The organism is Novosphingobium meiothermophilum, from assembly GCF_003171715.1.
Classification (GTDB): Bacteria; Pseudomonadota; Alphaproteobacteria; order Sphingomonadales; family Sphingomonadaceae; genus Novosphingobium; species Novosphingobium meiothermophilum.
Genome location: NZ_QGHL01000007.1, coordinates 316,844 through 341,192 on the forward strand (window position 1 = coordinate 316,844; position 24,349 = coordinate 341,192).

21 protein-coding genes are annotated in these 24,349 nt (G+C 64.4%); 13 read left to right on the forward strand and 8 right to left on the reverse strand.

What is annotated here, in order from left to right; all coding sequences use genetic code 11:
• Positions 1–2 precede the first annotated feature (2 nt).
• The 3 genes from DKM43_RS05650 to purF all read right to left on the reverse strand — a co-directional run bounded on the left by DKM43_RS05650 (position 3) and on the right by purF (position 2,671).
• Positions 3–356 carry a PilZ domain-containing protein gene (locus tag DKM43_RS05650; protein ID WP_109798018.1) on the reverse strand — a complete coding sequence of 118 codons (354 nt, stop codon included), beginning with the start codon at positions 354–356 and terminating at the stop codon, positions 3–5.
• 88 nt (positions 357–444) lie between these two features.
• Positions 445–1,179, reverse strand: a complete 735-nt coding sequence (locus tag DKM43_RS05655) for an SDR family NAD(P)-dependent oxidoreductase (RefSeq protein ID WP_109797488.1) — start codon at positions 1,177–1,179, stop codon at positions 445–447.
• Position 1,180: 1 nt separating this feature from the next.
• Entirely contained in the window at positions 1,181–2,671 is a 1,491-nt protein-coding gene (purF, locus tag DKM43_RS05660) for an amidophosphoribosyltransferase (RefSeq protein ID WP_109797489.1), read from the reverse strand.
• 178 nt (positions 2,672–2,849) lie between these two features.
• Here purF and DKM43_RS05665 point away from each other — a divergent pair, with 178 nt between their 5' ends.
• The 6 genes from DKM43_RS05665 to DKM43_RS05690 all read left to right on the forward strand — a co-directional run bounded on the left by DKM43_RS05665 (position 2,850) and on the right by DKM43_RS05690 (position 11,832).
• Entirely contained in the window at positions 2,850–3,803 is a 954-nt protein-coding gene (locus tag DKM43_RS05665) for an MASE1 domain-containing protein (protein ID WP_161554040.1), read from the forward strand.
• Positions 3,804–3,990: 187 nt separating this feature from the next.
• The gene (locus DKM43_RS05670; protein WP_109798019.1) at positions 3,991–5,232 is read left to right on the forward strand and encodes a lipoprotein-releasing ABC transporter permease subunit; all 1,242 of its coding nucleotides are present in this window, start codon (positions 3,991–3,993) and stop codon (positions 5,230–5,232) included.
• Positions 5,233–5,236: 4 nt separating this feature from the next.
• Positions 5,237–5,914: an ABC transporter ATP-binding protein gene (locus DKM43_RS05675; RefSeq protein WP_109797491.1), complete on the forward strand. Its 678-nt coding sequence runs from the start codon at positions 5,237–5,239 to the stop codon at positions 5,912–5,914.
• A gap of 89 nt (positions 5,915–6,003) precedes the next feature.
• Positions 6,004–6,492, forward strand: coding sequence for a glutathione peroxidase (locus DKM43_RS05680; protein WP_109798020.1), 489 nt, complete (start codon positions 6,004–6,006; stop codon positions 6,490–6,492).
• A gap of 73 nt (positions 6,493–6,565) precedes the next feature.
• Positions 6,566–10,168 (forward strand): DNA polymerase III subunit alpha, encoded by a 3,603-nt coding sequence (gene dnaE, locus DKM43_RS05685; RefSeq protein ID WP_109797492.1) that lies wholly within the window; start codon positions 6,566–6,568, stop codon positions 10,166–10,168.
• A gap of 17 nt (positions 10,169–10,185) precedes the next feature.
• The gene (locus DKM43_RS05690; protein WP_236632410.1) at positions 10,186–11,832 is read left to right on the forward strand and encodes a long-chain fatty acid--CoA ligase; all 1,647 of its coding nucleotides are present in this window, start codon (positions 10,186–10,188) and stop codon (positions 11,830–11,832) included.
• A 97-nt stretch (positions 11,833–11,929) separates the two neighbouring features.
• Here the strand turns inward: DKM43_RS05690 and moaB are convergent, their stop codons facing one another.
• From moaB to DKM43_RS05705, 3 genes are all read right to left on the reverse strand, one after another.
• The gene (gene moaB / locus DKM43_RS05695) at positions 11,930–12,457 is read right to left on the reverse strand and encodes a molybdenum cofactor biosynthesis protein B (RefSeq protein ID WP_109797493.1); all 528 of its coding nucleotides are present in this window, start codon (positions 12,455–12,457) and stop codon (positions 11,930–11,932) included.
• Positions 12,447–14,240 carry a lytic transglycosylase domain-containing protein gene (locus DKM43_RS05700; RefSeq protein WP_109797494.1) on the reverse strand — a complete coding sequence of 598 codons (1,794 nt, stop codon included), beginning with the start codon at positions 14,238–14,240 and terminating at the stop codon, positions 12,447–12,449. Before DKM43_RS05700 ends, moaB begins: the two co-directional genes overlap by 11 nt.
• Before the next feature lie 84 nt (positions 14,241–14,324).
• Positions 14,325–15,089 (reverse strand): uracil-DNA glycosylase family protein, encoded by a 765-nt coding sequence (locus DKM43_RS05705; protein ID WP_201739793.1) that lies wholly within the window; start codon positions 15,087–15,089, stop codon positions 14,325–14,327.
• A 130-nt stretch (positions 15,090–15,219) separates the two neighbouring features.
• Between DKM43_RS05705 and DKM43_RS05710 the strand changes: the two genes are divergently transcribed.
• The 7 genes from DKM43_RS05710 (at position 15,220) to DKM43_RS05740 (ending at position 23,424) form a co-directional block, all read left to right on the forward strand.
• On the forward strand, positions 15,220–16,869 hold the full coding sequence (locus DKM43_RS05710; RefSeq protein WP_109797496.1) for an electron transfer flavoprotein-ubiquinone oxidoreductase: 1,650 nt from the start codon (positions 15,220–15,222) through the stop codon (positions 16,867–16,869).
• 72 nt (positions 16,870–16,941) lie between these two features.
• Positions 16,942–17,745, forward strand: a complete 804-nt coding sequence (locus DKM43_RS05715; RefSeq protein ID WP_109798022.1) for a 4-(cytidine 5'-diphospho)-2-C-methyl-D-erythritol kinase — start codon at positions 16,942–16,944, stop codon at positions 17,743–17,745.
• Positions 17,742–18,464 (forward strand): N-formylglutamate amidohydrolase, encoded by a 723-nt coding sequence (locus tag DKM43_RS05720; protein WP_109797497.1) that lies wholly within the window; start codon positions 17,742–17,744, stop codon positions 18,462–18,464. The genes DKM43_RS05715 and DKM43_RS05720 overlap by 4 nt, the downstream gene beginning before the upstream one ends.
• A 146-nt stretch (positions 18,465–18,610) precedes the next feature.
• Positions 18,611–20,458 (forward strand): dihydroxy-acid dehydratase, encoded by a 1,848-nt coding sequence (ilvD, locus tag DKM43_RS05725; RefSeq protein ID WP_109797498.1) that lies wholly within the window; start codon positions 18,611–18,613, stop codon positions 20,456–20,458.
• Complete coding sequence (locus DKM43_RS05730) at positions 20,458–20,829, forward strand: hypothetical protein (RefSeq protein WP_109797499.1); 372 nt, start codon at positions 20,458–20,460, stop codon at positions 20,827–20,829. Before ilvD ends, DKM43_RS05730 begins: the two co-directional genes overlap by 1 nt.
• Positions 20,813–22,222 (forward strand): NAD(P)H-hydrate dehydratase, encoded by a 1,410-nt coding sequence (locus tag DKM43_RS05735; protein ID WP_109797500.1) that lies wholly within the window; start codon positions 20,813–20,815, stop codon positions 22,220–22,222. The genes DKM43_RS05730 and DKM43_RS05735 overlap by 17 nt, the downstream gene beginning before the upstream one ends.
• Complete coding sequence (locus DKM43_RS05740) at positions 22,219–23,424, forward strand: class I SAM-dependent RNA methyltransferase (protein ID WP_109797501.1); 1,206 nt, start codon at positions 22,219–22,221, stop codon at positions 23,422–23,424. Before DKM43_RS05735 ends, DKM43_RS05740 begins: the two co-directional genes overlap by 4 nt.
• Positions 23,425–23,427: 3 nt before the next feature.
• On the opposite strand, the gene DKM43_RS05745 is transcribed toward DKM43_RS05740, so the two are convergent.
• On the reverse strand, positions 23,428–23,856 hold the full coding sequence (locus tag DKM43_RS05745) for an MAPEG family protein (protein ID WP_109797502.1): 429 nt from the start codon (positions 23,854–23,856) through the stop codon (positions 23,428–23,430).
• A gap of 28 nt (positions 23,857–23,884) precedes the next feature.
• A complete protein-coding gene (locus tag DKM43_RS05750; RefSeq protein WP_109797503.1) occupies positions 23,885–24,316 on the reverse strand; it encodes an MAPEG family protein in 432 nt (143 codons plus the stop codon).
• Between the last annotated feature and the right edge of the window lie 33 nt (positions 24,317–24,349).

The window sequence follows — 24,349 nt, forward strand, 5'->3', positions numbered from 1 at the left end:
GCTCAGATCCGCCGGAACGCCGGGGCCGGGCGGTTGCGCGCTACGATGGTGTCGAGCACGACAGGGCTGAGCAGATCGTCGAAAGCGCAGCCGACGCGGCCTGCATCCCACCAGACGACGTGCGCCTGAAGCGCGGCCATGCCGGGCAGGGTCAGCCAGCAGCGGTTGCCCGGATACATCTTCTTCAGTGCGTTGGCGCAAAAGCCGCTGAGCGACAGATCGAGAACCACCGTCGGAAATCCGCGTCCGCCCGATGGCCGCAAGGTTGCCGGAATGTTGACTCGTTCGCGCGGGGCGCTGCGATCTTCGAGCGCAGCCTGCGCATAGACGTTGGTGTTCCAGTCGGTCGTATCCATGCCGGGCGCCCTCATTCGCCGTGGCCTGCCTGGCTGGCTGCCCGCAAACCTTTGCAAAGAATCGACGACAGTCGTTAACGCGCGGTTTTCAGTCTTGGTTAACCCGTTCCCGGTGCGGGCTGGAAAACTGTTCACCAAGAAGGGCCACGATCCGCTCCGCCACAACTTCGGGTGGCTTCACGCTTTCGGGATTCTCGCCCGGATAGGCTTTGGCGCGCATCTTGGTGCGCGTGGCGCCCGGATCGACAATGGCAACACGGATCGAGGCGGTGTTGCGCACTTCCTGCGCATAGGACGACAGCAGATTTTCGAACGCGGCCTTGGTTGCACCATAGGCGCCCCAGTAGGCCCGCGGCGAGGCGCCGACACTGCTGGTGAGGCCGATGACGCGCGCATCACGGCTCTTGCGCAGCATGCCGTCAAAACCGGCCAGAAGGGCCTGCGTGGCCAGCACGTTCAGGGTAAGTGCCTGATTGAACTCGCGTGCGTCGATCTGCCAGACCGGGGTGAGCGTGGGAAAGCCCGCAGCATTGATGACCAGAATGTCGAGCGCGTTCCACCGGCCGGAAATGGCAGTGGCAAGGCGGGCGATGCCATCGGCTTCGGCAAGATCGACCGGCGCGATCGTGGCCGTGCCGCCTGCTTCGAAAATCTGCTCCTCGACGGCTTCGAGATCCTTGGCCGTGCGCGCCACGAGAATGACATGCGCCCCTTGCGCGGCCAGCGCCTTGGCCGTTGCGGCACCGATCCCGCGGCTGGCACCGGTGACAAGCGCAAGCTGGCCTGCCAGCGGCTTTTCAGGAGTGCTGGTGGCATCCGTCACGTCAGGCCACCTTTTCCACGGGCAGGGTCAACTGATCGGGGTTCTCGCGCTCGGCAAGATCGGTCAGCCGGGTGGGATAGTCACCGGTGAAGCAGGCATCGCAATACTGCGGGCAATCCGGATTGCGGCGCGCTTCACCCACGGCACGATAGAGCCCGTCGATCGAGACGAAGGCAAGGCTGTCGGCGTGGATGAACTCGGCCATGGCTGCCACGTCCATGCGCGCGGCAAGCAGCTTGGAACGTTCAGGAGTATCCACGCCGTAAAAGCATGAATGCTCGGTCGGCGGGCTGGCAATGCGCATGTGCACTTCGGCAGCGCCCGCATCGCGCATCATCTGCACGATCTTGAGGCTGGTCGTGCCGCGCACGATCGAATCGTCAATGAGGACGATGCGCTTGCCCGCCACCAGCGCGCGGTTCGCGTTGTGCTTGCGCTTCACATCGGCATTGCGTGCGCCGTCCGATGGCTGGATGAAAGTGCGGCCCACATAGTGCGAGCGGATGATGCCGAGTTCGAAGGGAATGCCTGACTGCTGGGCATAACCAAGTGCGGCGGGCACCCCGCTGTCGGGCACGGGGATCACAAGATCGGCATCGGCCGGGCTTTCCAGCGCAAGCTGCATGCCGATGGCCTTGCGCACCTGATAGACAGAGTTGCCGCCCATCAGCGAATCCGGTCGGCTGAAATAGACATGCTCGAAGATGCAGGGGCGCGCGGCGGGCGTCCCGAACGGGCGGTGCGTGCTGAGCGTGCCATCAAGGCCGACCTGAACCAGTTCGCCCGGCTCGACCTCGCGGACGAACTCTGCCCCCACCACGTCGAGCGCCACGGTCTCGCTGGCGAAGATGATGGCATCGCCGATGCGTCCCATCACCAGCGGACGGATGCCCAGAGGATCACGGCAGGCGATCATCCCTTGCGGGGTCATGCAGATCAGCGAATAGGCGCCTTCCACCAGCCGCAGCGCATCGACGAAGCGATCCAGCAGCGTGGGGTAGCGGCTCGTCGCCACGAGGTGGATGATGACTTCGGTGTCCGAAGTGGACTGGAAGATCGCGCCCTTGCGCACGAGATCGCGCTTGAGGAACATCGCGTTCGAGATGTTGCCATTGTGCGCAATGGCAAAGCCGCCGGATGCGAGATCGGCAAAGAGCGGTTGCACGTTGCGCACGCCCGCGCCGCCAGTGGTGGAATAGCGCACGTGCCCTGCCGCCATCGAGCCGGGAAGCTCTGCCAGCATGGAACTGCTGGAAAAGTTCGCCGCGACATGGCCAAGTCCCTTGCGCGAATAGAACTCCTGCCCGTCGAAGCTGGTGATACCGACGGCTTCCTGGCCGCGATGTTGCAGCGCATGAAGGCCCAGCGCCACTGTCGCGGCAGCGTCACGAACGCCCAGTACGCCAAAGATGCCGCACTCTTCGCGCAGCTTGTCGTCGTCGGTGCCTATGTCCCAGGGCGTGGCGTCGGGGAAAGCGTGATCTGTGGTCATGGGGCCTGTGGACTCGCGTGGACGCAAACGGCGTCGGCCAAAGCTGGCGCCCAAATGGCGACCTTTGCCGCGCATGGCAAGTGCTGCGTGATGCACAGGCACGATGCAGGAAAGCTTGCGCGCAATTCCGGCCGGACGGCGATGCGGAATATTAACCGTTTCCGTTCAAGAACAGGCAATGCGCTCCGCCCGAATGCTTGCCAGCCCGGCCGCACTGGCAACAGCCTATTTCCTTGCAGCCGCCTTTGCCGTGGCATTTGCGCGTTTCGCGGGCGGGGTGGCGATGGTCTGGCTGGCGAGCGCGGTGCTGGCCGGACGCCTCGTCCATGTGCCGGAGAGGCGCTGGCCGCACTGGCTCATGCGATGCGGGCTTGCCAGCGCGCTGGCAACCGGGCTTTTCGGTCTGGGCTGGCTTGCCGCCGTGCCCTTTGCGGCGATCAACATGATCGAAGCGGCAGGCGCGGCCTTTGTCTGGCGCCGGATCACGCGATCATTCTGGCCGGGCGATACGCTTGAATGGGTGGCCAGCTTCTATATCGGCATCGGACTGATGGTGCCGCTCCTGTCGGGCTTCCTTGCGGCAACGGCAGCGTGGGTCATCCTCGACATGCCGTTCATCGACAATCTCACGCGCTGGATCATCGGGCATTCGCTGGGCCTGCTTTCATGCCTTCCGGTGTTCCACTTCATCTATGCAAGGTTGAGCAAGGGACAGAGCTTCCTGCCCGATCCGCGGCAATTGCCGATGACCCTCGTCGTTGTGGGCAGCTTCACGCTGCTTACGATGCTGGTGTTCGCCATGGATGTGCGGGCATTGCTTGTCTTTCCGCTTGCGTTTTTCGTGGTCTGCGCGGCCACCCTGCCGAGCGCGGTGGTCACGCTGCTGCCGATCCTCCTCATTCTGATCGGCGGGGCGGCAACGGCGGCACAGATCGGCCCGATTGCGCATATGGAGATGGACTATGGCGACCAGATCCAGTTCTTCCAGCTCTATGTCGGGGTGACAGTGCTTACGGCACTCCCGCTGATGTGCGAGCGGCTGCGCCGGGTTGAGGAAATGCGCCGGATGCGCGCACGGATTGCCGAACTGGAAGACCGTGCCGGGCAGGCCGTTCCTGATCTGACCTGCTGATCGGCCGCACGGAGCCATCAGGCTCCTTGCGGCAATACCTCCACAAGTGGACAGACGGCCTGTGCGGACAGTTCCCTGATGGACAAGCATTGCCGTTTGGCCTTTCACGCCCTAAATCGCTGCGCGTGCAAGCCGCCGTGCCGGCGCTGCGTGCGGACACATGGCGTTCAATCCGAAGGGCTGCTGCTTGATCCTCTCCCCGTTCGAATGGACCATTGCCAAGCGATACATGCTGCCGGGACGCGGCGAGGCATTCATCGCGCTTGTCGCCGGAATCAGCCTCGTGGCGGTCATGCTGGGTGTTGCCGCGCTGGTCATCGTGATGAGCGTGATGAACGGCTTTCGGGCCGAACTGCTCGACAAGATCGTTGGCCTGAATGGTCACGCCATCATTCAGGCCTATGGCGGTCGGCTGGACAACTGGCAGGATATCCTGAAGCGTGTGCAGGCAACGCCGGGCGTGACCCATGCCTCGCCGCTTATTGAACAGCCGTTGCTGGCCAGCTTCAACGGCCGCGTCGAAGCGGTGCTGGTGCGGGGCAACACCGAAGAGGACATCCGCCGTCTGGAGGACAAGCGGGTTGACGGGGTGATGGCCGCGCTCAGGCCGGGTTCCGGCCATATCGCGCTGGGATCCCGGCTTGCGCAGAACCTTGGCGCGCGGGTGGGCGATACCATCACGATCATCAATCCGCAGGGCCGGGCCACCCCATTCGGCACGGTCCCGCGCGAGATCGGCTACAACGTCGCCGCCATCTTCGAGGTGGGCATCTACGATTACGACAACGCCTATGTGGTCATGCCCATACCCGATGCGCAGACCCTGCTGCTGACGGGCGATACCATCGGCATGATCGAGGTGACGACCCGCAACGCCGATACGGTGATGCAGACGCTGGGAGGGCTGGCGAAGGAACTGGAAGGCACCGCGGTTGTCACCGACTGGCGCACGATCAACGCCAGCCTGTTCGAGGCACTCGCGGTGGAGCGGGTGGCCATGTTCATCGTGCTCTCGATCATCGTGCTGGTGGCCGTGTTCAACATCCTGTCCTCGCTCATCATGCTGGTGCGCGCCAAGACGCGCGACATCGCCATCCTTCGCACGATGGGGGCAACGCGCCGCAGCCTGCTCAAGATCTTCGTGACGATCGGCTTCGTGATCGGGGCGCTGGGCACGCTGACGGGCCTTGCGCTGGGCTTCGTGTTCCTGTTCTTCCGCCAGCCCATCGTCAATGCGATCCAGTGGATCACGGGACAGAACCTGTGGGACCCCTCGATCCGCTTCCTCACCGAACTGCCTAGCCGTTCGGACCCGGTGGAAATACTCGTCATCTGCCTGATGGCGCTTCTCTTCAGCTTCCTCGCCACGCTCTATCCGGCGCTGAAAGCCGCCAGCACCGATCCCGTGCAGGTGCTGCGCTATGAGTGATCCAATGATTGCAAAGCCTGTTGTGCGCCTTCATGATCTGCGCCGCTCCTTCAGCCAGGGCGGCGTGACGATCGATGTCCTGCGCGGGGTCAACCTTGAAATCCGGCCCGGCGAGATCGTCGCGCTTCTGGGGCCTTCGGGTTCCGGCAAATCCACCATGCTTCAGGCGATCGGCCTGCTGGAAGGGGGTTTTTCGGGACTGATCGAGATTGCCGGAACCGATGCCTCCAGCCTTTCTGGAGACGATCGCACGGCCCTTCGCCGGGATCATCTGGGCTTTGTCTATCAGTTCCATCACCTGCTGCCCGATTTCAATGCGCTTGAAAACGTGGTGCTGCCGCAGATGGTGGCAGGGACCGCTCGCGCCATTGCCGAGGACCGGGCGCGCGAACTGCTGACGGCGCTTGGTCTTGCGCAGCGACTCGATCACCGGCCCAGCCAGCTTTCGGGCGGAGAGCAGCAGCGCGTTGCCGTGGCGCGCGCGCTTGCCAACCGGCCCGAACTGGTGCTTGCCGACGAACCTACGGGCAATCTCGACGAGGCGACCGCCGACCGGGTGCTGGAGGAGTTCCTCAAGCTGGTGCGCGGCGAAGGCAGTGCGGCGCTCATCGCCACGCACAACGAGCGGCTTGCCCAGCGGATGGACCGGGTCGTGCGGCTTCACGAGGGCGTGCTGCACTGAGCCGCAATCCGTCAGCTTTGGCGGATTGATCGCGCGCGCCGGTCATGCCAGCCTGCTGGCCGGAAACGCGACAGGGGAGCATGGCAAGGATGAGCGCGCCTTCGACGATTGCCGATTTCAAGGTGAAGAAGCCGGGCGGCGAGATGGTCGATCTTGCCGAGAAGCTGGGCAAGGTGCTGCTGGTGGTGAACACCGCATCCAAATGCGGCTTCACCCCCCAATATGACGGGCTCGAAAAGCTCTGGCGCACCTACGGCGAGCGGGGTTTCGAGGTGCTGGCCTTCCCGTGCAACCAGTTCGGCGGGCAGGAGCCGGGCACCGCGGACGAGATCGAGAGCTTCTGCAAGGTCAACTTCGGGCTGAGCTTTCCGCTGATGGCCAAGATCGAGGTGAATGGCGACAACGCCGATCCCCTGTACGACTGGCTCAAGCAGGAAGCGCCGGGCGTGTTGGGCACCAAGGCAATCAAGTGGAACTTCACCAAGTTCCTGATCGACCGCGATGGCAAGGTGGTGCGCCGCTATGCCCCGACCGACAAGCCTGAAAGCATAGCCAGGGATATCGAGAAGCTGCTCTGACATCCGTTTCGGTTCGGGGGAAAAACGGGCCGCGCCTCTCGCAAGAGCGCGGCCTTTTTCATACCTTGCAGTCATGCCCCACGCCCCCTTCGTTCCGCTGCGCATCTTCTCGTCCTACACGATGCTGGACGGCGCGATCGATCCCAAGGTCATCGCCAAGACCGCGGCCGAGCGCGGGTTTCCGGCCGCTGCCATTACCGATCGGAACGGCCTTTACGGCAGCGTTGCCTACGCCAAAGCCTGCAAGGACATGGGCGTGCAACCCGTCATCGGCACGATGCTGGCAGTTGCACGGCCGGAACGCGAAGGCGCCGGTGCCGGGGTGGGCGGGGGCTTCGGCCCCGCCGCGCCCACGATCGACTGGCTGGCGCTCTACGCAAAGGATGCGCGCGGCTATGACAATCTGTGCCACCTTGTAAGCCGCGCACATCTTGACCGGCCGCTCGAGTTCGACGCGCATGTCGTTCTGGCCGATCTGGTTGGCCATACCGAGGGGCTGATCTGCCTGACGGCGGCGGGCGAGGGCGCCTTGGCGAGGCTGCTTGCCGGACAGCAGAATGCCGCCGCCCAGACCTATCTCGACCGGTTGCAGGAATTGTTCCCGCAGCGCCTTTATATCGAGATCGCACGGCGCAGCGACCCGGTCGAGGAAGCCGCGGAGGAAGCGCTGATCGATCTTGCCTATGCCCGCGATCTGCCGCTCGTGGCGACCAACCCCGCCTGCTTTGCCGAACGCGGGTTCTACGAGGCGCATGACGCCATGCTGTGCATCGCCAGTTCCACCCACGTTGACAGCCCTGACCGCCCCCGGTCGAGCCGCGAATGGTGGATCAAGCCCGCCGAGGTGATGGAGGAACTGTTCGGCGACCTGCCAGAAGCGCTGGCCAATACGCTGGTGGTGGCGCAGCGCTGCGCGGTCATGCCGCCCAAGCGCAAGCCGATCCTGCCAAGCCTTGCCGGCGACAAGGAAGGCGAGGCGCGCATGTGCGCCGAAGACAGCCGCAGGGGCCTCGTCCTCAGGCTGAAGCCCTATTACCCGGAAGGCACGCATGCCGAACTGGAAAAGGTGCTTTGCCTTGGGCCTGAGACAGAACCAGAGGCATCCGATTATCCGGCACTTCGGGAAGCGGGCGCGTGGGACGAAGTGCTCGATTACCGCAAGCGGCTTGAGTTCGAGATCTCGATCATCAACCGCATGGGTTTCGGCGGCTACTTCCTGATCGTGGCCGACTTCATCAAGTGGGCGAAGGAAAACGACATTCCCGTAGGGCCGGGGCGCGGTTCGGGCGCCGGATCGCTGGTGGCATGGGCGCTCACGATCACCGATCTCGATCCGATCAGGCTGGGCCTGCTGTTCGAGCGCTTCCTCAATCCCGAACGCGTCTCGATGCCGGACTTCGACATCGACTTCTGCGAAACCCGGCGCGGCGAGGTGATCCGCTATGTCCAGCGCAAATACGGGCTGGATCACGTTGCGCAGATCATCACCTTCGGCAAGCTGAAGGCGCGCGCCGTGCTGCGCGATACCGGCCGCATTCTCCAGATGAGCTACGGGCAGACCGACCGCCTGTGCAAGATGGTGCCCAACCATCCGACCGATCCGTGGCCTCTGCCGCGCGCCCTGAACGGTGTTGCGGAACTGAAGCGCGAGTATGACCGCGATCCCGAAGTGAAGCGCCTGATCGATCTGGCGATGCAGCTTGAGGGCCTGCCGCGCAACAGTTCGACCCATGCGGCGGGCGTGGTGATCGGCGACCGGCCACTGGCGCAGCTCGTGCCGCTCTACCGCGATCCGCGATCAGACATGCCGGTCACGCAGTTCGACATGAAGCATGTCGAGGATGCCGGGCTGGTCAAGTTCGACTTCCTCGGCCTCAAGACGCTGTCAGTGCTGCGCAAGGCCGTGGACCTCATGAAGAAGCGCGGCATCGAGATCGATCTGTCCGCGCTCGCCTGGGATGACGAGCAGACCTACAGGCTGCTCCAGTCGGGCGATACCGTCGGCGTGTTCCAGCTTGAATCGGAAGGGATGCGACGCACCCTTGCCGCGGTGAAACCTACCAATTTCGGCGACATCATCGCGCTCGTCTCGCTCTACCGGCCGGGGCCGATGGACAATATTCCGCTGTTCGGCCGCCGCAAGAACGGTCTGGAGAGCATCGAGTATCCACACCCCAAGCTTGAAGGCATTCTGTCCGAAACCTACGGGATCTTCGTCTATCAGGAACAGGTGATGCAGGCCGCGCAGATCCTTGCGGGATATTCGCTGGGCGATGCCGATCTGCTGCGCCGCGCCATGGGCAAGAAGGTGCAGGCCGAGATGGACGCGCAGCGACAGCGCTTTGTCGACGGATGCCGCGAGGTATCGGACATTCCGGCGGACAAGGCCAACGAACTGTTCGACTTGATCGACAAGTTCGCCGGATACGGTTTCAACAAGAGCCACGCGGCGGCCTATGCGCTGCTGGCCTATCAGACGGCATGGCTCAAGACGCACTATCCGCACGAGTTCTATGCGGCTTCGATGTGCTTCGACATGCACCAGTCCGAAAAGCTGGCGGTGTTCGTCGACGACATGCGGCGTAACGGGGTGGCGCTTGCCGGGCCGGACATCAATCGCTCCGAGGCCGAGTTTACCGTCGAGCGCACACATGACGGGTTTGCCGTGCGCTATGCACTGGCGGGCCTGAGGAACGTGGGCGAGAAGGCGATGGAGCAGATCGTGGCCGAGCGTGAGGCAAACGGACCGTTCGCTTCGCTCGACGATCTGTTCCGGCGCATTCCGGCAGGCGCGATGAACCGCCGCCAGTTGGAAGCGCTGGCGGCAGGCGGCGCGCTCGATGGCCTTGAGCCCAACCGCGCGAAGATCATCGCCAACGCCGAACTGCTCATGGCGGTTGCCGACGAGGCTGCGCGTTCGCGCACATCGGGGCAGGGCGGGCTGTTCGGTGGCGACGATCACGCCACGCCCGCAACGCGCCTTGCCGAAACGAAACCGTGGAGCCGGGCCGACCAGATGGCAGCCGAGCGCGAGAACTTCGGTTTCTATTTCGCCGCGCACCCGGTGGAGGAATATCGCGCGGTCGCCTCGGCCAATGGCGCGCGCACATATGCCAGCCTGATGACTGGTGGCGGCGAAGGCGGAGGGCGGACCGGAGCGGTCATGGCCGCGCTGGTGGAGAATGTGCAGAAGCGCAAGACGAAGAAGGGCAAGGACTTCGTCATGGCCGATTTTTCCGACAGTTCCGGTCTGTTTTCTGCATCGTGCTTTGAAGAGAGCCTTGTCGAACCTTTCCAGCAATGGGCGCGCGATGGCACTTGCGTCCTGCTGAGCGTGGAACTTGACCGGCCCAACCCGGATGAACCGCCGCGCGTGACCGTGCGCAGCGCGCGCCCGCTGGCGTCAGTCACCAGCGCTTCGCGGATGTTGCTGAGGCTGGAAGTGCGTTCGGCGCAGGCGATTACCGAACTGGCCATGCTGTTGCCGCGCGGCGCCGACGGAAAGGGCGAGGTGCTCGCCCGGCTGAAGACCGGAGGGCCGAAAGAGCCGCTGGTCCGGCTGGGAAATGATTTTAAACTGGACAGCGACTTAATCGAGCGATTGATTCCGATAGAAGGGGTTGCCAATGTAGCTCTGACCGCAAGACCGGAAAGGCACCTGCGGCTGGTTGAATAGGATCATTCGGGAGAGAGATGATGCAGCAGGCCGGACAGTCGGGGCAGCACGGTGGCGCTCTTGGCGCAATGCAGGACTGGAAGCTGCGCGTCACTCATCTGATCGACCATGCCGCGCGCGAACACGGCACGCGGGAGATCGTCAGCCGCTGGGCCGATGGCACCGAAAGCCGGACCAACTGGGCCGGCATACGCCACGATGCCCTGCGCATGACTCAGGCCCTGCGCCGTATGGGCATTCAGCCCGGAGATCGCATCTGCACGCTGGCGATGAACCATCACCGCCATCTCGTGACATGGTATGGCGCGGTGGGGGCGGGCGGCATCCTGCACACGCTGAACCCGCGCCTGTTTGATGACCAGCTAGAGTATATCGTAAATCATGCCGAAGACCGGGTGATGCTGTTCGACAAGGTCTGGGCGCCCATCGTCGAACGGATGAAGCCTCGCTGGCCCACGGTCGAACATTACATCTGTTTCGACAGCAGCGAACCGGCGCAGCATTTCGAGGACTGGATCGGTGCCGAGGACGGGCAGGCCGAATGGGTCGATGGCGACGAGCGCGATCCGTGCATGCTGTGCTACACCAGCGGCACGACGGGCAATCCCAAGGGTGTGCTCTATGAGCACCGCTCGACCGTGCTTCACGCCATGACGGCGGTGACGCCGGTAATCTTCGGCATGGATTGCCGGTCGGTGATGTTGCCGATCGTGCCCATGTTCCATGCGGCGGCATGGGGTCTGCCGTGGGCAGGGGCAGCGGCCGGGGCAAAGATCGTCTATTCCGCCGTCAACGACGGGCAGGTTCTGTGCGATCTGATGAACCGCGAGAAAGTGACCTGCTCGGCCGGGGTTCCAACCGTGTGGCTGGCTCTGCTGCAACATGTCGATGCTACGGGTGGCGAGATTCCGCCAACGCTGGATACCATCGTGTGCGGCGGATCGGCGATGCCCCGCGCCATGATCGAGCGGTTCATGCGCGCCGGGCGGCGGGTCGCCCACGCATGGGGGATGACCGAAACATCGCCCATTGGCACGACCGGCTGCGAAACCTGGAACTGGGACGAGTTAAGCTTTGACGAGAAGGTCAGTGTCAAGGCCATGCAGGGTCGCCCGCCCTTCGGCGTTGAAATCCGCTGCGTGGACCTTGGCGATCCCGAAAAGGTGCTGCCGCGCGATGGTGTGACCGCCGGGGCCTTGCAGGTGCGCGGCCCGTGGATCATCAAGCGCTACTTCAAGGCAGAGAAGGATGCCGTGGTAGCCGGGCAGTGGTTCGACACCGGCGATGTCGGCGTGATTCATCCCGACGGCACCCTGCAACTGACCGACCGCACCAAGGATGTCATCAAGTCGGGCGGTGAATGGATCAGTTCGGTCGAGCTTGAGAATGCTGCCGTTGGCCACCCTGCGGTGGCCGAGGCGGCTGCCATCGGCGTCTATCATCCCAAGTGGGACGAGCGGCCTTTGCTTGTGGTCGTGACCAAGCCGGGGATGCACGTGACCCAGACAGAACTGAAAGCCTATCTGGCACAGCACGTTGCCAAGTGGTGGGTGCCTGATGCCGTGGCCTTCGTCGATGCGATCCCGCACACTGGCACGGGCAAGATCAGCAAGAAGGACCTGCGCGAGCAGTTCCGCGAATATACGTGGGATCAGGTGGCCTGAAGGATCGGCGGGCGGGCAGGCTGGGCCGCGGCACGGTTCGCGGCTTGGCCCGCCTGTAATCCAGATTCGCGCCTGCGCCTGCGTATGGGAACAGGCGCTACTGTTCCAGCAGCCGGGGCATGAGCTCCACGAAGTTGCAGGGGCGGTTGCGGCTGTCGAGCTGTTCGTCGAGTATGCCGTCCCAGCCATCCTTCACCGCGCCGTTGGAACCCGGCAGAGCGAAGATGTAGGTGCCGCGAGCCACCACTGCGCAGGCACGCGACTGGATCGTGCTGGTGCCGATGGTCTTGTAGGAAAGCCAGCGGAACAGTTCCCCGAAGCCGGGAATGTCGCGCGTCTTCACGCGGTCAAGTGCTTCGGGCGTAACGTCGCGCCCGGTAAGGCCGGTGCCCCCGGTGATGATGACGACATCGGTGCCGCGATCATCGATCCAGTTGTTGAGCCTGCTGGCGATGCGGTCGGCATCGTCCTTCTCGATGGCGCGGGCGACGAGGCGATGGCCCTTGGCCCTGATACGTTCAGCCAGAATATCGCCTGAGGTATCCTCTGCGGGGCCTCGCGTGTCCGACACGGTCAGCAGGGCGATATTGACGGGCTTGAATTCGCGCGTGAGATCAATTGCCAAGCAAGGCCACCTTTGCATGATCCGGCCGTGGTGCAGCGAGCCTCACGTTCTCGGCCCCGGCCAGCCCCGGAAACTTCGGCCACATGCCCTGAACCAGACCGATGCGGCTGTCGGAAGGGCCGCCAGCCTGCCGTTCATACATCCAGTAGTTGCGCATGACGATGGCAACATAGCCACGGGTTTCCCAATAGGGAATCGATTCCATCCACAGCAAGGGATCTTCGCCGCCGCGGATCTGCGTGTTCCAGCGCGCTACCGGAAGCGGACCTGCATTGTAGGCAGCCATGACCTTGGGCAGCAGCCCCTGAGTCGCTTCGGCCTTGCGCAAGTGTTCAAGATATTGCTGGCCGAACGCAAGGTTGACATCGGGCTGATCGAGCTGGCTGTCGCGTCCGGCCATCGCAGGCTCGACCTTGGCCATGTCGCGCGCCGTTCCGGGGCGAAGCTGCATGAGGCCGCGTGCGCCCGCCGGGCTGACCGCCGAAGGGCGGAAGTTCGATTCCTGAAGCGAATGCGCAAAGACAAGCGCGGGGTCCACCTTCCAGCCAGTCGCCGGGGTCCACTTCGGTGCGGGGAAGCGGGCGGCTTCATCGGGACGGGCGCCGGGCGGCGCGTTATAGGCCATCCAGAGCTGGGTGGACGGAAGGCCAAGATCACGCGCAAGGCGCGAGAGCGGCGCATATTGGCGGGGATCGCCAATCCGGGCCTGATGGCGCAGAACTTCATCGGCAAGGCCGTCCTTGCCGATCTCGGCAAGCTGCACGGCGGTGCGCACATTGGGCACATCGCGCAGCGCAAGCCAGTCTGCCTGCGAGAAATCGGGTGCAGAGACAGGCGCAGTCTCGCGCAGGCCGAGTGCCTCTGCGGCCATCATGCCATAGAGCGTATCGCGCAGTCCGGCAGCCTGACGCAGTGCCGACGCAACCTTTTCAGGCTTGCGGCAGCGCTGCCACGAACGGCTGGCCCAGTAGTGCGCAGCGGCGGCAAGCTCTTCGTTGCGGGCACTGCCAGCGGTCCTTTCGAAGGCATCGGCAGCGGCAAGGCAATCGCCCATGCGCCAGCTTGCCAGACCTGCCGTCCAGAAGGCTTCGGCCAGCCAAGGACCAGCACCGCCATCAGCCGCCGTCAGCGCAATGGCGCGCGCAGTCGCATCGTCGTTGTTGATATAGAAGGCCCAGCCGATCTTCTGGCGCCATTCGGCCCGCGCTTCGGCCGAGAGCACGGCGTCTATCCCGTCGAGAAGGACGCGCGCACCGACCGGATCGTCGAGCTTGATGCGTTCCTGAATGGCTGCGGCAATGGCCGGTGGCATCGTGCCGTCATCGATAGAACGGGGACGAATGCGCTTGGATACCGTTGGCAGGGGCACAAGCCGCTGCGCCTGCGGCAAAGCGGGCAGTTCGGTGGCCCCGCGCTTCAGCGCAAGGCGGCCGAGCTGTTCGGCCCAGGGAAGGTGCGGAGCGCTGCCGAGAACTTCGGTAATGGGCGCAAGTTCGGCCTTGGGCGAACTTGCGGCAAGCATGTATTGCGTCCGCGCCACGGCATGGAGGGGGCCGTCGCTGCGCTGGGCGAGGAGCGCCTGCACCTGTGTCCAGTCGCTGCGGTCGATCGCGGCGAAGAGGGTCTTGTAATAGGTGCGGTCTTCGGCACCGAGCAGACTGGGAACCGCGCTGCGATCAGCCCGGCCGCGGAAATAGTCCACAGCGGCGCTGTTGGCCTTGGCGGGAGCAGCCGCAAGCATGACCGGGGCCGCCAGAAGGGCTGCAAGAGCGACGCGCGCCATGCGATTGGACCGTCCCGGTTTCAAATCGAACTACCCCCTGTGAACCCCATCATCGTGAATGAACCCGATCATCGGGATGAAGCATCACTGTCCTGTCCATGCGAGCCAGTTGGCCCAGAATGACCCTTTCAACTGCGGTCTTGCGAGCATGGCTTCCAGATCCCGTGCAGCCATGACCGGCACCGGTGCATCTTCTTGATTAATTGCGGGTAAACTTTGAGCTGAAATCGGCAGATCGTGGCCGAGCAGCGCCGAAATGCCCGATGCGCCGAAGATGAGCAGCCTGCGCGGTGCGGCCAGCGTGATGTGGTGCATCAGGATTGTGCCCAGCCCGGCGCTGTTCAGCGCGGCCCAATCGGGTGCGGGCATGTGCGCCGGACACGCCGAGGCGATGTAGCAGTCGGTGCGCGAAAGACCGGCTGCCGCAAGAAATCCGTCGAGAAGCCTGCCTGCAAGGCCCGTGAGAAGGCCGGTCTCGTCATCGCCCATTGGCATGGGCACCACGATCATCAGCGCTGCCCGTGCAGGACCGGCAGGAGGCAGGCGGCGCAGCCCGGACGGTGCGAGAAGGGGTTCTTCCAGCCACCATTTTGCGAAAGCATCAAGCGTCTGCGGCCAGTTGGCGGGATCGGCCAGCCTTGGCGGTGGTGGTGATTCGGCAGGGGGCTTGCGCGGTGCCGCGGGGGCTGGCCGGGCCGCTGTTGCGTTCGCCGCTTCGGCTGCGCCAGCCAGCCAGTCTGCCGGTTCATCAACATAGGCATGATCGACACCAGCCAGCCGCCACCAGTCCAGCGCTGCCGTAACGGCAGCGTGCCAGCCGAGGTCATGCATGTCGGCGGTATCGGGCAACCTGTGCTTCCTCCCAGTCTGTTTTGCGGTCTTGACCTTGGCGGTAGCCTCTTTCAAGGCACAAAGCGACATCGCACAGCGCAATCAAGCAAACGGTGCAATCAAGCAATTGGTCGGGAGTGACAGGGGCATGAGCGAACGGGAATCGATGCCGTATGACGTCGTCATCGTTGGCGGCGGACCGGCGGGGCTGGCGGCCTCGATCCGGCTGAAGCAGGCCAACCCGGAAATATCGGTCTGTATCCTTGAAAAGGGTTCGGAGATCGGCGCGCACATCCTTTCCGGCGCGGTTGTCGACCCCAAGGCTCTCGACGAACTCCTGCCCGACTGGCGGACGATGGGTTGCCCGATGGCCGAGGTGCCGGTAACGGACAACTGGCACTGGGTCCTGTCGAAGACCGGCAAGATAAGCATTCCACACTGGCCCATGCCCCCGTTCATGTCGAACGACGGGAATTATACGGGAAGCCTCGGCAACCTGTGCCGCTGGCTGGCCGAGCAGGCGATGGAACTGGGCGTCGAGATCTTCCCCGGTTTCCCCGCAGCCGAAGTCCTGTTCGACGAGACCGGCGCGGTCATGGGCGTTGCCACCGGCGACATGGGCATTGCCAGGGACGGGTCGAAGAAGCCCGATTATCAGCCGGGCATGGAACTCCACGCAAAATACACGCTGTTTGCCGAAGGCGCGCGCGGGCACCTGACCAAACGGCTGAAAGCGCACTTCGACCTTGAACGCGATTGCCAGCCGCAGGTCTATGGCATCGGCATCAAGGAGCTGTGGGACATCGATCCCGAAAAGCACGTGCCCGGCCGTGTGATTCACACCCAGGGCTGGCCGCTTTCGGAATCGAACTCGTGGGGTGGCGGTTTCCTTTATCATCAGGCGAACAATCAGGTTGCGCTGGGCTTCGTCACCGCGCTCGATTACGCCAATCCCTATGTCTATCCCTTCGAGGAGTTCCAGCGCTGGAAGCAGCATCCGGAAATCCGCGCCATTCTCGAAGGCGGTCGCCGCGTGTCCTATGGTGCGCGGGCAATCAATGAAGGCGGCTGGCAATCGGTGCCGCGCCTGTCGTTCCCCGGCGGTGCGCTGATCGGCTGTTCGGCCGGTTTCGTGAACGTGCCGCGCATCAAGGGCAGCCACACCGCCATGAAGAGCGGGATGCTGGCCGCCGATGCCATCGTGGCTGCCATCGCGGCAGGGCGCGAGAAGGACGACATGGTGGAATATGACACTGCCGTGCGCGAAAGCTGGATCGCAACCGAGCTGAAGAAGGTTCAGAACGCGCAGCCGCTTGTGGCCAAGTTCGGTGGTGAACTGGGCACCGTGCTGGCGGGTGCAGACATGTGGCTGCGGACCCTTGCGGGCTTCGGCATCTGGAAGCCGATGAAGCACCACAAGGATGCCGAAGCCACGCAGCGCGCCGATCTGTTCAAGCCCATTGCCTATCCCAAGCCCGATGGGGTCATCAGCTTCGACCGGCTGACCAGTGTGTCCTTCTCCTATACCAATCACGAGGAGGACCAGCCTTGCCACCTCGTTCTCAAGGATCCGACGGTTCCCACGCGGATCAACCTGCCGATCTATGCCGCGCCGGAAACGCGCTATTGCCCCGCCGGCGTCTATGAATATGTCGGCGTGGAAGAAGGCAATCCGCGCCTCCAGATCAATGCGCAGAACTGCGTCCACTGCAAGACCTGCGACATCAAGGACATGACCCAGAACATCGACTGGGTGACGCCCGAAGGCGGCGGCGGTCCGAATTATCCCAACATGTGATCTGGGCAGAAGACCATCTGGCAGAGGCGTCGGGGCTTGCTCCGGCGCCTCTTTTGGTTTCAGGGAATGCGCATGACCTTGCGAGAAACCGCCTTTGCCAAGATCAATCTTGCCCTGCACGTGCGCGGGCGCAGGGATGACGGCTACCATGATCTGGAAACGCTGTTCGCCTTTGTCGATGCGGGAGACGAACTGGCAGCAAGCCCTGCGCAGGCGGATTCGCTGCGGGTTACGGGCGCGTTCGCCAGTGCGCTTGATGATCCTTTCGGCAATATCGTGGCCAAGGCCCTTGGCGGCCTGCCGCACAGCGGGGGCTGGGCGGTGACGCTCGAAAAGAACCTGCCGGTGGCCGCAGGGCTGGGCGGTGGGTCGGCCGATGCGGGAGCGATCTTCCGCATGGTGCGCCGAGCCTGCGGGCTTCCCGATGACTGGCTTGCCCGCGCGGCGAAGCTGGGCGCGGACGTGCCTGCCTGCGTTGAAAGCGTGGCCTGCATCGGGCGCGGCACAGGGACCGATCTTGCGCCGGTGGCGAATGATCTTGCCGGAACGCCCGTGCTGCTCGTCAACCCGCGCATCCCGTTGGCGACGGGGCCGGTGTTCAGGGCATGGGACGGCGTGGATCGTGGTGCGCTGGAAGGCGCAAACCTGCGCGAAATGGCGCTTGCGGGGCGTAATGACCTTGAGGCACTCGCGCTGCGCCTCGTGCCGGAAATCGGCGGGGTGCTGAATGCCCTGCGCGGCACCGGAGCCTGGCTTGTGCGCATGTCGGGATCGGGCGCGACCTGCTTTGGGCTTTACGACACCACCGATCGGCGCGATGCGGCACGCGCGGCAATGCAGCCCGGCTGGTGGACCATGGCGGGGATGCTGCGATGAGCGAAGCCTTCCGAATCATTGGCACCCCGCGCTTTGGCGGCATCCTTGTGGTGTCCGACCATGCCTCGAACCATGTGCCGGATGATATTGCCCTTGGCATTGCGCCAGACCTTCTGGACCAGCACATCGCCGTCGATATCGGGGTGGCTGAAGTTGGAGCGATCATGGCGCAGCGCACAGGCATCGCGGCGTTTCAGGGCGCGGTCAGCCGTCTTGTGTGCGATTTCAACCGGGAAGAGGATGCCGCCGCCGTAATCCCGGTGGAAAGCGATGGCCATGCCATTCCCGGCAACGCGCTGGATGCGGCCAGACGCGAGGCGCGGCTGGCACGGTTTTTCCGGCCCTATCACGATGCGCTGGAAGATCTGTTGGCCAAGGTGCCGCAAGCGCTGATCGTCTCGCTGCACAGTTTTACCCCCCAACTCGCATCGCGCGACGAGGCGCGGCCATGGCATGTCGGCGTGCTTTACAACGAGGATGACCGGGCCGCGCGCATCGCCATCGCACTGCTTGAAGCCGAGGGTCTGTGCGTAGGCGATCAGCTTCCCTATTCGGGTAAGCTGCTCAACGCGACGATGAACCGCCATGCCGAGAGCGAGGGGCGGCCCTATATGGGGATCGAGGTGCGGCAGGACTTGATCGCGGATGCGGCAGGACAGGCAGTCTGGGCCGCGCGGCTGGCCCGGATTGCCAATCAGGTTGCGCTTGAAATGGGTTGATTTGCGCCTGTTTGCAGCGGACGCCTGCTCACATAGTTGTAATTAATACTTTCGACATCAGCCGGTCTGCTGCGGTAGGGAACCGGACAGGTCGCGCACCGGAAAATGCCGATTCCGCCAAAGGAATCCAAGTGGAGTTACACAAGATGCCCGCCTATCGTTCACGCACCACGACCCACGGCCGCAACATGGCGGGCGCGCGCGGTTTGTGGCGCGCCACCGGGATGAAGGACGAAGATTTCGGCAAGCCGATCATCGCTGTGGTGAACAGCTTCACCCAGTTCGTGCCAGGCCATGTGCACCTCAAGGATCTGGGCCAGATGGTCGCGCGCGAGATCGAGGCCGCTGGCGGGGTTGCCAAGGAGTTCAACACCATTGCGGTGGATGACGGCATCGCGATGGGCCATGATGGAATGCTCTATTCCCTTCCCAGCCGCGATCTTATTGCCGACAGCGTTGAATACATGGTCAACGCGCACTGCGCCGATGCGATGGTGTGCATTTCCAACTGCGACAAGATCACGCCGGGAATGCTGATGGCGGCGATGCGCATCAACATCCCTTGCGTCTTCGTCTCAGGTGGTCCGATGGAAGCGGGCAAGGTCATCCTCAATGGCAAGGAGCATGCGCTCGATCTGGTAGATGCGATGGTGGCTGCGGCGGACGACCGCTATACCGACGAGGAAGTGACCGCGATCGAACGCTCCGCCTGCCCGACCTGCGGATCGTGCAGCGGCATGTTCACCGCCAATTCGATGAACTGCCTGACCGAGGCGCTTGGCCTTTCGCTGCCGGGCAACGGATCGACGCTGGCCACCCATGCCGACCGCAAGCGCCTGTTTCTTGAAGCGGGCCGTCTGGCCGTGGACCTGTGCAAACGCTATTATGAAGAGGACGACGCCAGTGTCCTGCCGCGCTCGATCGCCGGCTTCGATGCCTTCGAGAATGCGGTGTGCCTCGATATCGCCATGGGCGGATCGACCAACACGGTGCTGCACCTGCTTGCCGCGGCCTTCGAGGCGGGGGTCAACTTCACCATGGCCGACATCGACCGGTTGAGCCGCCGTGTGCCCTGCCTTTCCAAGGTGGCCCCGGCCAAGGCCGACGTCCACATGGAGGACGTCCATCGCGCAGGCGGCATCTATGCCATTCTGGGAGAGCTTGAGCGGGCCGGTCTGCTGCACACGCATGTTCCCACGGTCCACAGCCGCACGCTGGGCGAGGCGATCGAGCGCTGGGATGTGCGCCGGACCGCTTCCGAAAGCGTGCGCGAGTTCTTCAGGGCGGCACCGGGCGGCGTGCCCACCCAGGTTGCCTTCAGTCAGGACCGGCGCTGGAAGGAACTGGACCTCGACCGCGAAACCGGCGTGATCCGCAGTGCCGAACACGCCTTCAGCAAGGACGGCGGGCTGGCGGTGCTTTATGGCAACATTGCGCGCGATGGCTGCATCGTGAAGACGGCGGGCGTGGACGAGAAGATCCTGAAGTTCACCGGCCCGGCCAAGGTCTATGAAAGCCAGGATGCCGCCGTGACGGCAATCCTGACCGGACAGGTCGTTGCCGGTGACGTGGTGGTCATCCGTTATGAAGGGCCGAAGGGCGGCCCCGGCATGCAGGAAATGCTCTACCCCACCAGCTATCTCAAGTCGAAGGGGCTGGGGGCTGCCTGTGCGCTGCTCACGGACGGACGTTTTTCGGGTGGCACATCGGGCCTCTCGATCGGTCATGTCTCTCCCGAAGCGGCCGAAGGCGGCGAGATCGGGCTGGTCGAAGACGGCGACATGATCGAGATCGACATTCCCAATCGCACCATCAACCTTGCCATTGCGGAAGCGGTGCTGGCTGAACGCCGCAAGGCGCAGGATGCCAAGGGATGGAAGCCCGCCGAAGCCCGTCCCCGCAAGCTGACGACCGCGCTCAAGGCCTATGCCGCGATGACCACCAGCGCGGCGCGCGGCGCGGTGCGCGATCTTTCGCAGATCGGGGTGGACTGATGCAGCAGGGCGGGCTGGTCCTCCTCGCGGGCGTCGGGCTGGCCGCAATGGTGCTGACCGGATGTTCGCGGGGCGAGGACAAGCCGCAGGGGCGCGTTATCGATTGCCAGCTGGCCGGAGCGGCGAAGTTCACGCCCGACTGCTTCGTTCAGGATTCGCGCATCGGGCAAAGACGCTTCCTGATCGTGCAGCACCGGGATGGCGCATTCCGCCGGTTCGAAATGGTGGACGACGGGCGCGGGGTGATTGCCGCCGATGGTGCCGACGAGGCCACCGCGCGATGGTCTGCCGAAGGCGTGCTGGAAGTGACCGTGGCCGGTGATCGCTACCGCTTTCCGGCGCAGGTAAAGGCCGATGCCCCGCAGCCGTGATGCCGTCTTGCGGCAAGTCCTGACCGTTGCACAGATGCGCGCGGCAGAGGCAGATCTCATTGCCGGCGGGACAAGTGTCGATGCGCTGATGCAGGTGGCGGGGCGCGGTGCGGCAGAATGGGTGCGCCGCGTGGCAGGCGGCGGTTCGGTGACGGTGCTGTGCGGGCCGGGCAACAACGGCGGTGATGGTTGGGTGATCGCGGAGACCCTGCGCGAGAATGGCAACTCCGTCAGGGTCATTGCCGCCCGCGAACCGGCCACACCGGCAGCGGTGAACGCGCGTGCGCGCTATCGCGGCGAAGTGGCGATGCCCGATGCGGTGCCGGGCGGAGATGTGCTGGTTGATTGCCTGTTCGGCAGCGGTCTCACCCGTGCCTTGCCCGATGATCTGGCCATTCTGCTGACGCGCATGGCCGCATGTCACCGGCACCGCATTGCCATCGATGTGCCCAGCGGAATCGAAAGCGACAGCGGCGCAGTGCTGAACCGGGGCCTTCCCGAATGGTCGCTTACGGTTGCGCTGGGTGCCTGGAAGCACGCGCATTTTGCCATGCCGGGCTGCGCCGCGATGGGGGCGCTGCGGCTGGTGGACATCGGCGTGGCAGAGGTGCCGGGCGCTGCGCGCCTGCTTGCCCGCCCGGCTGTCGATGCGCCTGCGGCCGATTCGCACAAGTATCGGCGCGGAATGCTGGGGATCATCGGCGGCGCCTTGCCGGGGGCGGCAGTGCTGGCGGCCGAGGCTGCCCTGCGGGGCGGCGCGGGCTACGTGAAGCTTGCAACCGGAACGGTGCTTGCCGCTTCGCTGCCGGAACTGGTCGTTACCGGGAATGCTGCCGACTTGTTCAACGACAGACGTCTTTCCGCGCTGCTGATCGGGCCGGGGCTTGGCCGCGATGATTCTGCCGCCCGGCTGCTGGCAAGTGCGTTGCAGTCCGGATCGCCCTGCGTGATCGATGCCGATGCGCTTGTGCTGCTGCGGCCTGCGATGCTTGCGGGGCAGGCATGCGTGCTGACGCCGCACGAAGGCGAAATGGCGGCGCTTGAGCACAGCTTCGGCCTTTCCGGTGATGGCTTGCGGCGTGAGCGCGCCTTGGTGCTGGCGCGGGCAACCGGCGCGGTTGTGGTGCTGAAAGGGCCGGACAGCCTGATCGCATCGCCTGATGGACATGTGATTGTGGCGGCGCGCGCATCGTCATGGCTTTCGGTGGCGGGGAGCGGCGATGTGCTCGCCGGCATAATCGCCAGCCGCCTTGCGGTGCATCGGCAGCCCTTGCGCGCGGCGGAAGAGGGCCTATGGCTCCACGCCGAGGCGGCCCGGCAGTGCGGGGCCGCATTTACCGCCGGGCAACTGGCCCGCGCCGTTCAGAGCGCGCTTAGGGAATGTATTGAATGAACAAGCCGGGCCTGATCGTGCGCGTTGCCGCCAAGGGGGAAGGGGCAACCGCCGATGGCCGATATGCCGCGCTGGCGGCGCCGGGTGACGAATTGCGGGATGATGGTTCGCTGCTCAAGGGACCGAACCATGTCGATCCGGCCTGCCGCCACTTTCCCGCATGTGGCGGCTGCCAGTTGCAGCACCTTTCGGAAAGCGCGCTGGCCCGGTTCGTGGCCGACCGCGTGGTCGGCGCGGCCAGCGGTCAGGGCATTGCCGATGTCGTCGCCGCGCCCGCGCACCTTTCTCCGCCGCACTCACGCCGCCGTGCCACGCTGCATGCACAGGCCATCGGCAAGCGCGTGGTCATTGGCTTTCGCGAACAGGGATCGCACCGGATCGTCGACATGCGCGAGTGCCATGTGCTGGCACCATCGCTGGTGGCGCTGGTTGCGCCGCTGCGCCGCCTGCTCGAAGGCTGGGGCGAACGCAAGCTGGCCGTGGATGTCGAAATGGCCTTGTGTGATCAGGGTGTTTCGGTGGGGCTGAAGGGGCTTGCGGCCGAAGGTCTGGCCAAGACCGAGGCGCTGCTCGATTTCGCCCGCGACCATCAGCTTGCCCGCTTGACGCTCGACAGCGGGTTTGGACCCGAAGGGGTGTGGGAGCCTGAACCGGTCACGGTTACGCTGGGCGGCACGCCGGTTTCGCTGCCGCCGGGCGCTTTCCTGCAGGCCACCGCGGATGGCGAGGCGGCGCTGGTGAATGCGGCGCGTGAATGGCTGGAAGGGGTGGCAACCATTGCCGACCTGTTTGCAGGACTTGGCACTTTCGCCTTCGCGCTTGCGGGGCCGAGGACCAAGGCGCTGGCCGTTGAGGCGGCGCGCGATGCCTTTACCGCCTGTCAGGGGGCGGCACGGATCCATGGGCGGCCGGTTCATGCCCTGCATCGCGATCTGTTCCGCAATCCGCTGCGGGTGGAAGAGCTAGACCGGTTCGGCGCGGTTCTGCTCGATCCGCCGCGCGCCGGGGCGCAGGAGCAGGTGGCGCAGATCGCGCTGAGCAAGGTGCCGCGCGTGGTCTATGTCAGCTGCAATCCGGCGAGCTGGGCGCGAGATGCGGCGAAGCTGATTGCGGGTGGCTACAGGCTGGAGCAAGTGCGCCCGGTGGGCCAGTTCCGCTGGTCGACCCATGTGGAACTGGCCAGCCTGTTCGTGCGGGATTGACGGTCAGAACACCACGCGCGCGGCGTGATAGATGAGCGCCATGAGCGCGAAGGTAGAGGCGGTGAACAGCAGGAAGCGGATCATTACCTTGTTGACCGTGGATTGCACGATGGAATGCACCACCCTCAGGGCGACATAGACCCATGCCACCGTGGCACTGGTGCCGTTGCCTTGCCCGGCAAGTGCGATCACCGCGCAGACCGCGTAGAACAGCGTCGGCGCTTCGTGCAGGTGATTGTAGTTGTGGGCCTTCCACTGCACCGGGGCGGGCAGGATGTCATCCAGCGTGCGTGTCGGATCCTGAGCGAGATTGTCGGGATCGAGCTTGGCAGCATTCATCGCCGGAATGCGTGTGGCATACATCCACAGCCACATGACCATGGTCCACGCCATCAGCGCGACCGCCGGTTGCAGGATCTTTGCAGGTTCCATTCGGTATTCTCCCCCTTCGTCGTGATTTCTAGCCGTGCGCCAGAGTCGCCAGCAGCGCGCGCAGCGCGAGCACCGTCAGGCAGATCGTGGACAGCAGGAACAGCAGGAAGCGCACCGGCACCCGGTTGACCGTTGCCTGCCAGACCGAGTGCACCACCCGCAGCAGGACATAGGCCCACGCCAGTGCCACGTCTGCCGCGCCCGGCCCCATGATCGCCAGAATGGTAACGGTTGCATAGAACAGCGTAGGCTGTTCCATCAGATGCGCGTAGTTGTGCGCCTTCCAGTTGACCTGATCGGGCAGGACGCCTTCCAGATCCTGCCCGCGTCCGCCGGGTTTGGCATTGCCAAGGCCGCCCAGCTTCCTGAGCGCGGGAAGGCGGCTGCCCGCCATCCAGAACAGCATCACGATCGACCACAGCACCAGCAAAGCTGCCGGTGTCAGGATTTGCGTCTGCATCCGATTTTCTCCCCCCGGACCGGAAAGAGACTG

What these genes read in the sequence shown, in the direction of transcription:
- DKM43_RS05700 (WP_109797494.1), bottom strand. Translation starts at nt 14,240, where the DNA reads ATGGCGCGCGTCGCTCTTGCAGCCCTTCTGGCGGCCCCGGTCATGCTT.
- DKM43_RS05750 (WP_109797503.1), bottom strand. Translation starts at nt 24,316, where the DNA reads ATGCAGACGCAAATCCTGACACCGGCAGCTTTGCTGGTGCTGTGGTCG.
- ilvD (WP_109797498.1), top strand. Translation starts at nt 18,611, where the DNA reads ATGCCCGCCTATCGTTCACGCACCACGACCCACGGCCGCAACATGGCG.
- DKM43_RS05740 (WP_109797501.1), top strand. Translation starts at nt 22,219, where the DNA reads ATGAACAAGCCGGGCCTGATCGTGCGCGTTGCCGCCAAGGGGGAAGGG.
- DKM43_RS05735 (WP_109797500.1), top strand. Translation starts at nt 20,813, where the DNA reads ATGCCCCGCAGCCGTGATGCCGTCTTGCGGCAAGTCCTGACCGTTGCA.
- DKM43_RS05690 (WP_236632410.1), top strand. Translation starts at nt 10,186, where the DNA reads ATGATGCAGCAGGCCGGACAGTCGGGGCAGCACGGTGGCGCTCTTGGC.
- DKM43_RS05730 (WP_109797499.1), top strand. Translation starts at nt 20,458, where the DNA reads ATGCAGCAGGGCGGGCTGGTCCTCCTCGCGGGCGTCGGGCTGGCCGCA.
- DKM43_RS05710 (WP_109797496.1), top strand. Translation starts at nt 15,220, where the DNA reads ATGAGCGAACGGGAATCGATGCCGTATGACGTCGTCATCGTTGGCGGC.
- DKM43_RS05675 (WP_109797491.1), top strand. Translation starts at nt 5,237, where the DNA reads ATGATTGCAAAGCCTGTTGTGCGCCTTCATGATCTGCGCCGCTCCTTC.
- DKM43_RS05680 (WP_109798020.1), top strand. Translation starts at nt 6,004, where the DNA reads ATGAGCGCGCCTTCGACGATTGCCGATTTCAAGGTGAAGAAGCCGGGC.
- DKM43_RS05745 (WP_109797502.1), bottom strand. Translation starts at nt 23,856, where the DNA reads ATGGAACCTGCAAAGATCCTGCAACCGGCGGTCGCGCTGATGGCGTGG.
- DKM43_RS05650 (WP_109798018.1), bottom strand. Translation starts at nt 356, where the DNA reads ATGGATACGACCGACTGGAACACCAACGTCTATGCGCAGGCTGCGCTC.
- dnaE (WP_109797492.1), top strand. Translation starts at nt 6,566, where the DNA reads ATGCCCCACGCCCCCTTCGTTCCGCTGCGCATCTTCTCGTCCTACACG.
- DKM43_RS05720 (WP_109797497.1), top strand. Translation starts at nt 17,742, where the DNA reads ATGAGCGAAGCCTTCCGAATCATTGGCACCCCGCGCTTTGGCGGCATC.
- DKM43_RS05665 (WP_161554040.1), top strand. Translation starts at nt 2,850, where the DNA reads ATGCGCTCCGCCCGAATGCTTGCCAGCCCGGCCGCACTGGCAACAGCC.
- purF (WP_109797489.1), bottom strand. Translation starts at nt 2,671, where the DNA reads ATGACCACAGATCACGCTTTCCCCGACGCCACGCCCTGGGACATAGGC.
- DKM43_RS05715 (WP_109798022.1), top strand. Translation starts at nt 16,942, where the DNA reads ATGACCTTGCGAGAAACCGCCTTTGCCAAGATCAATCTTGCCCTGCAC.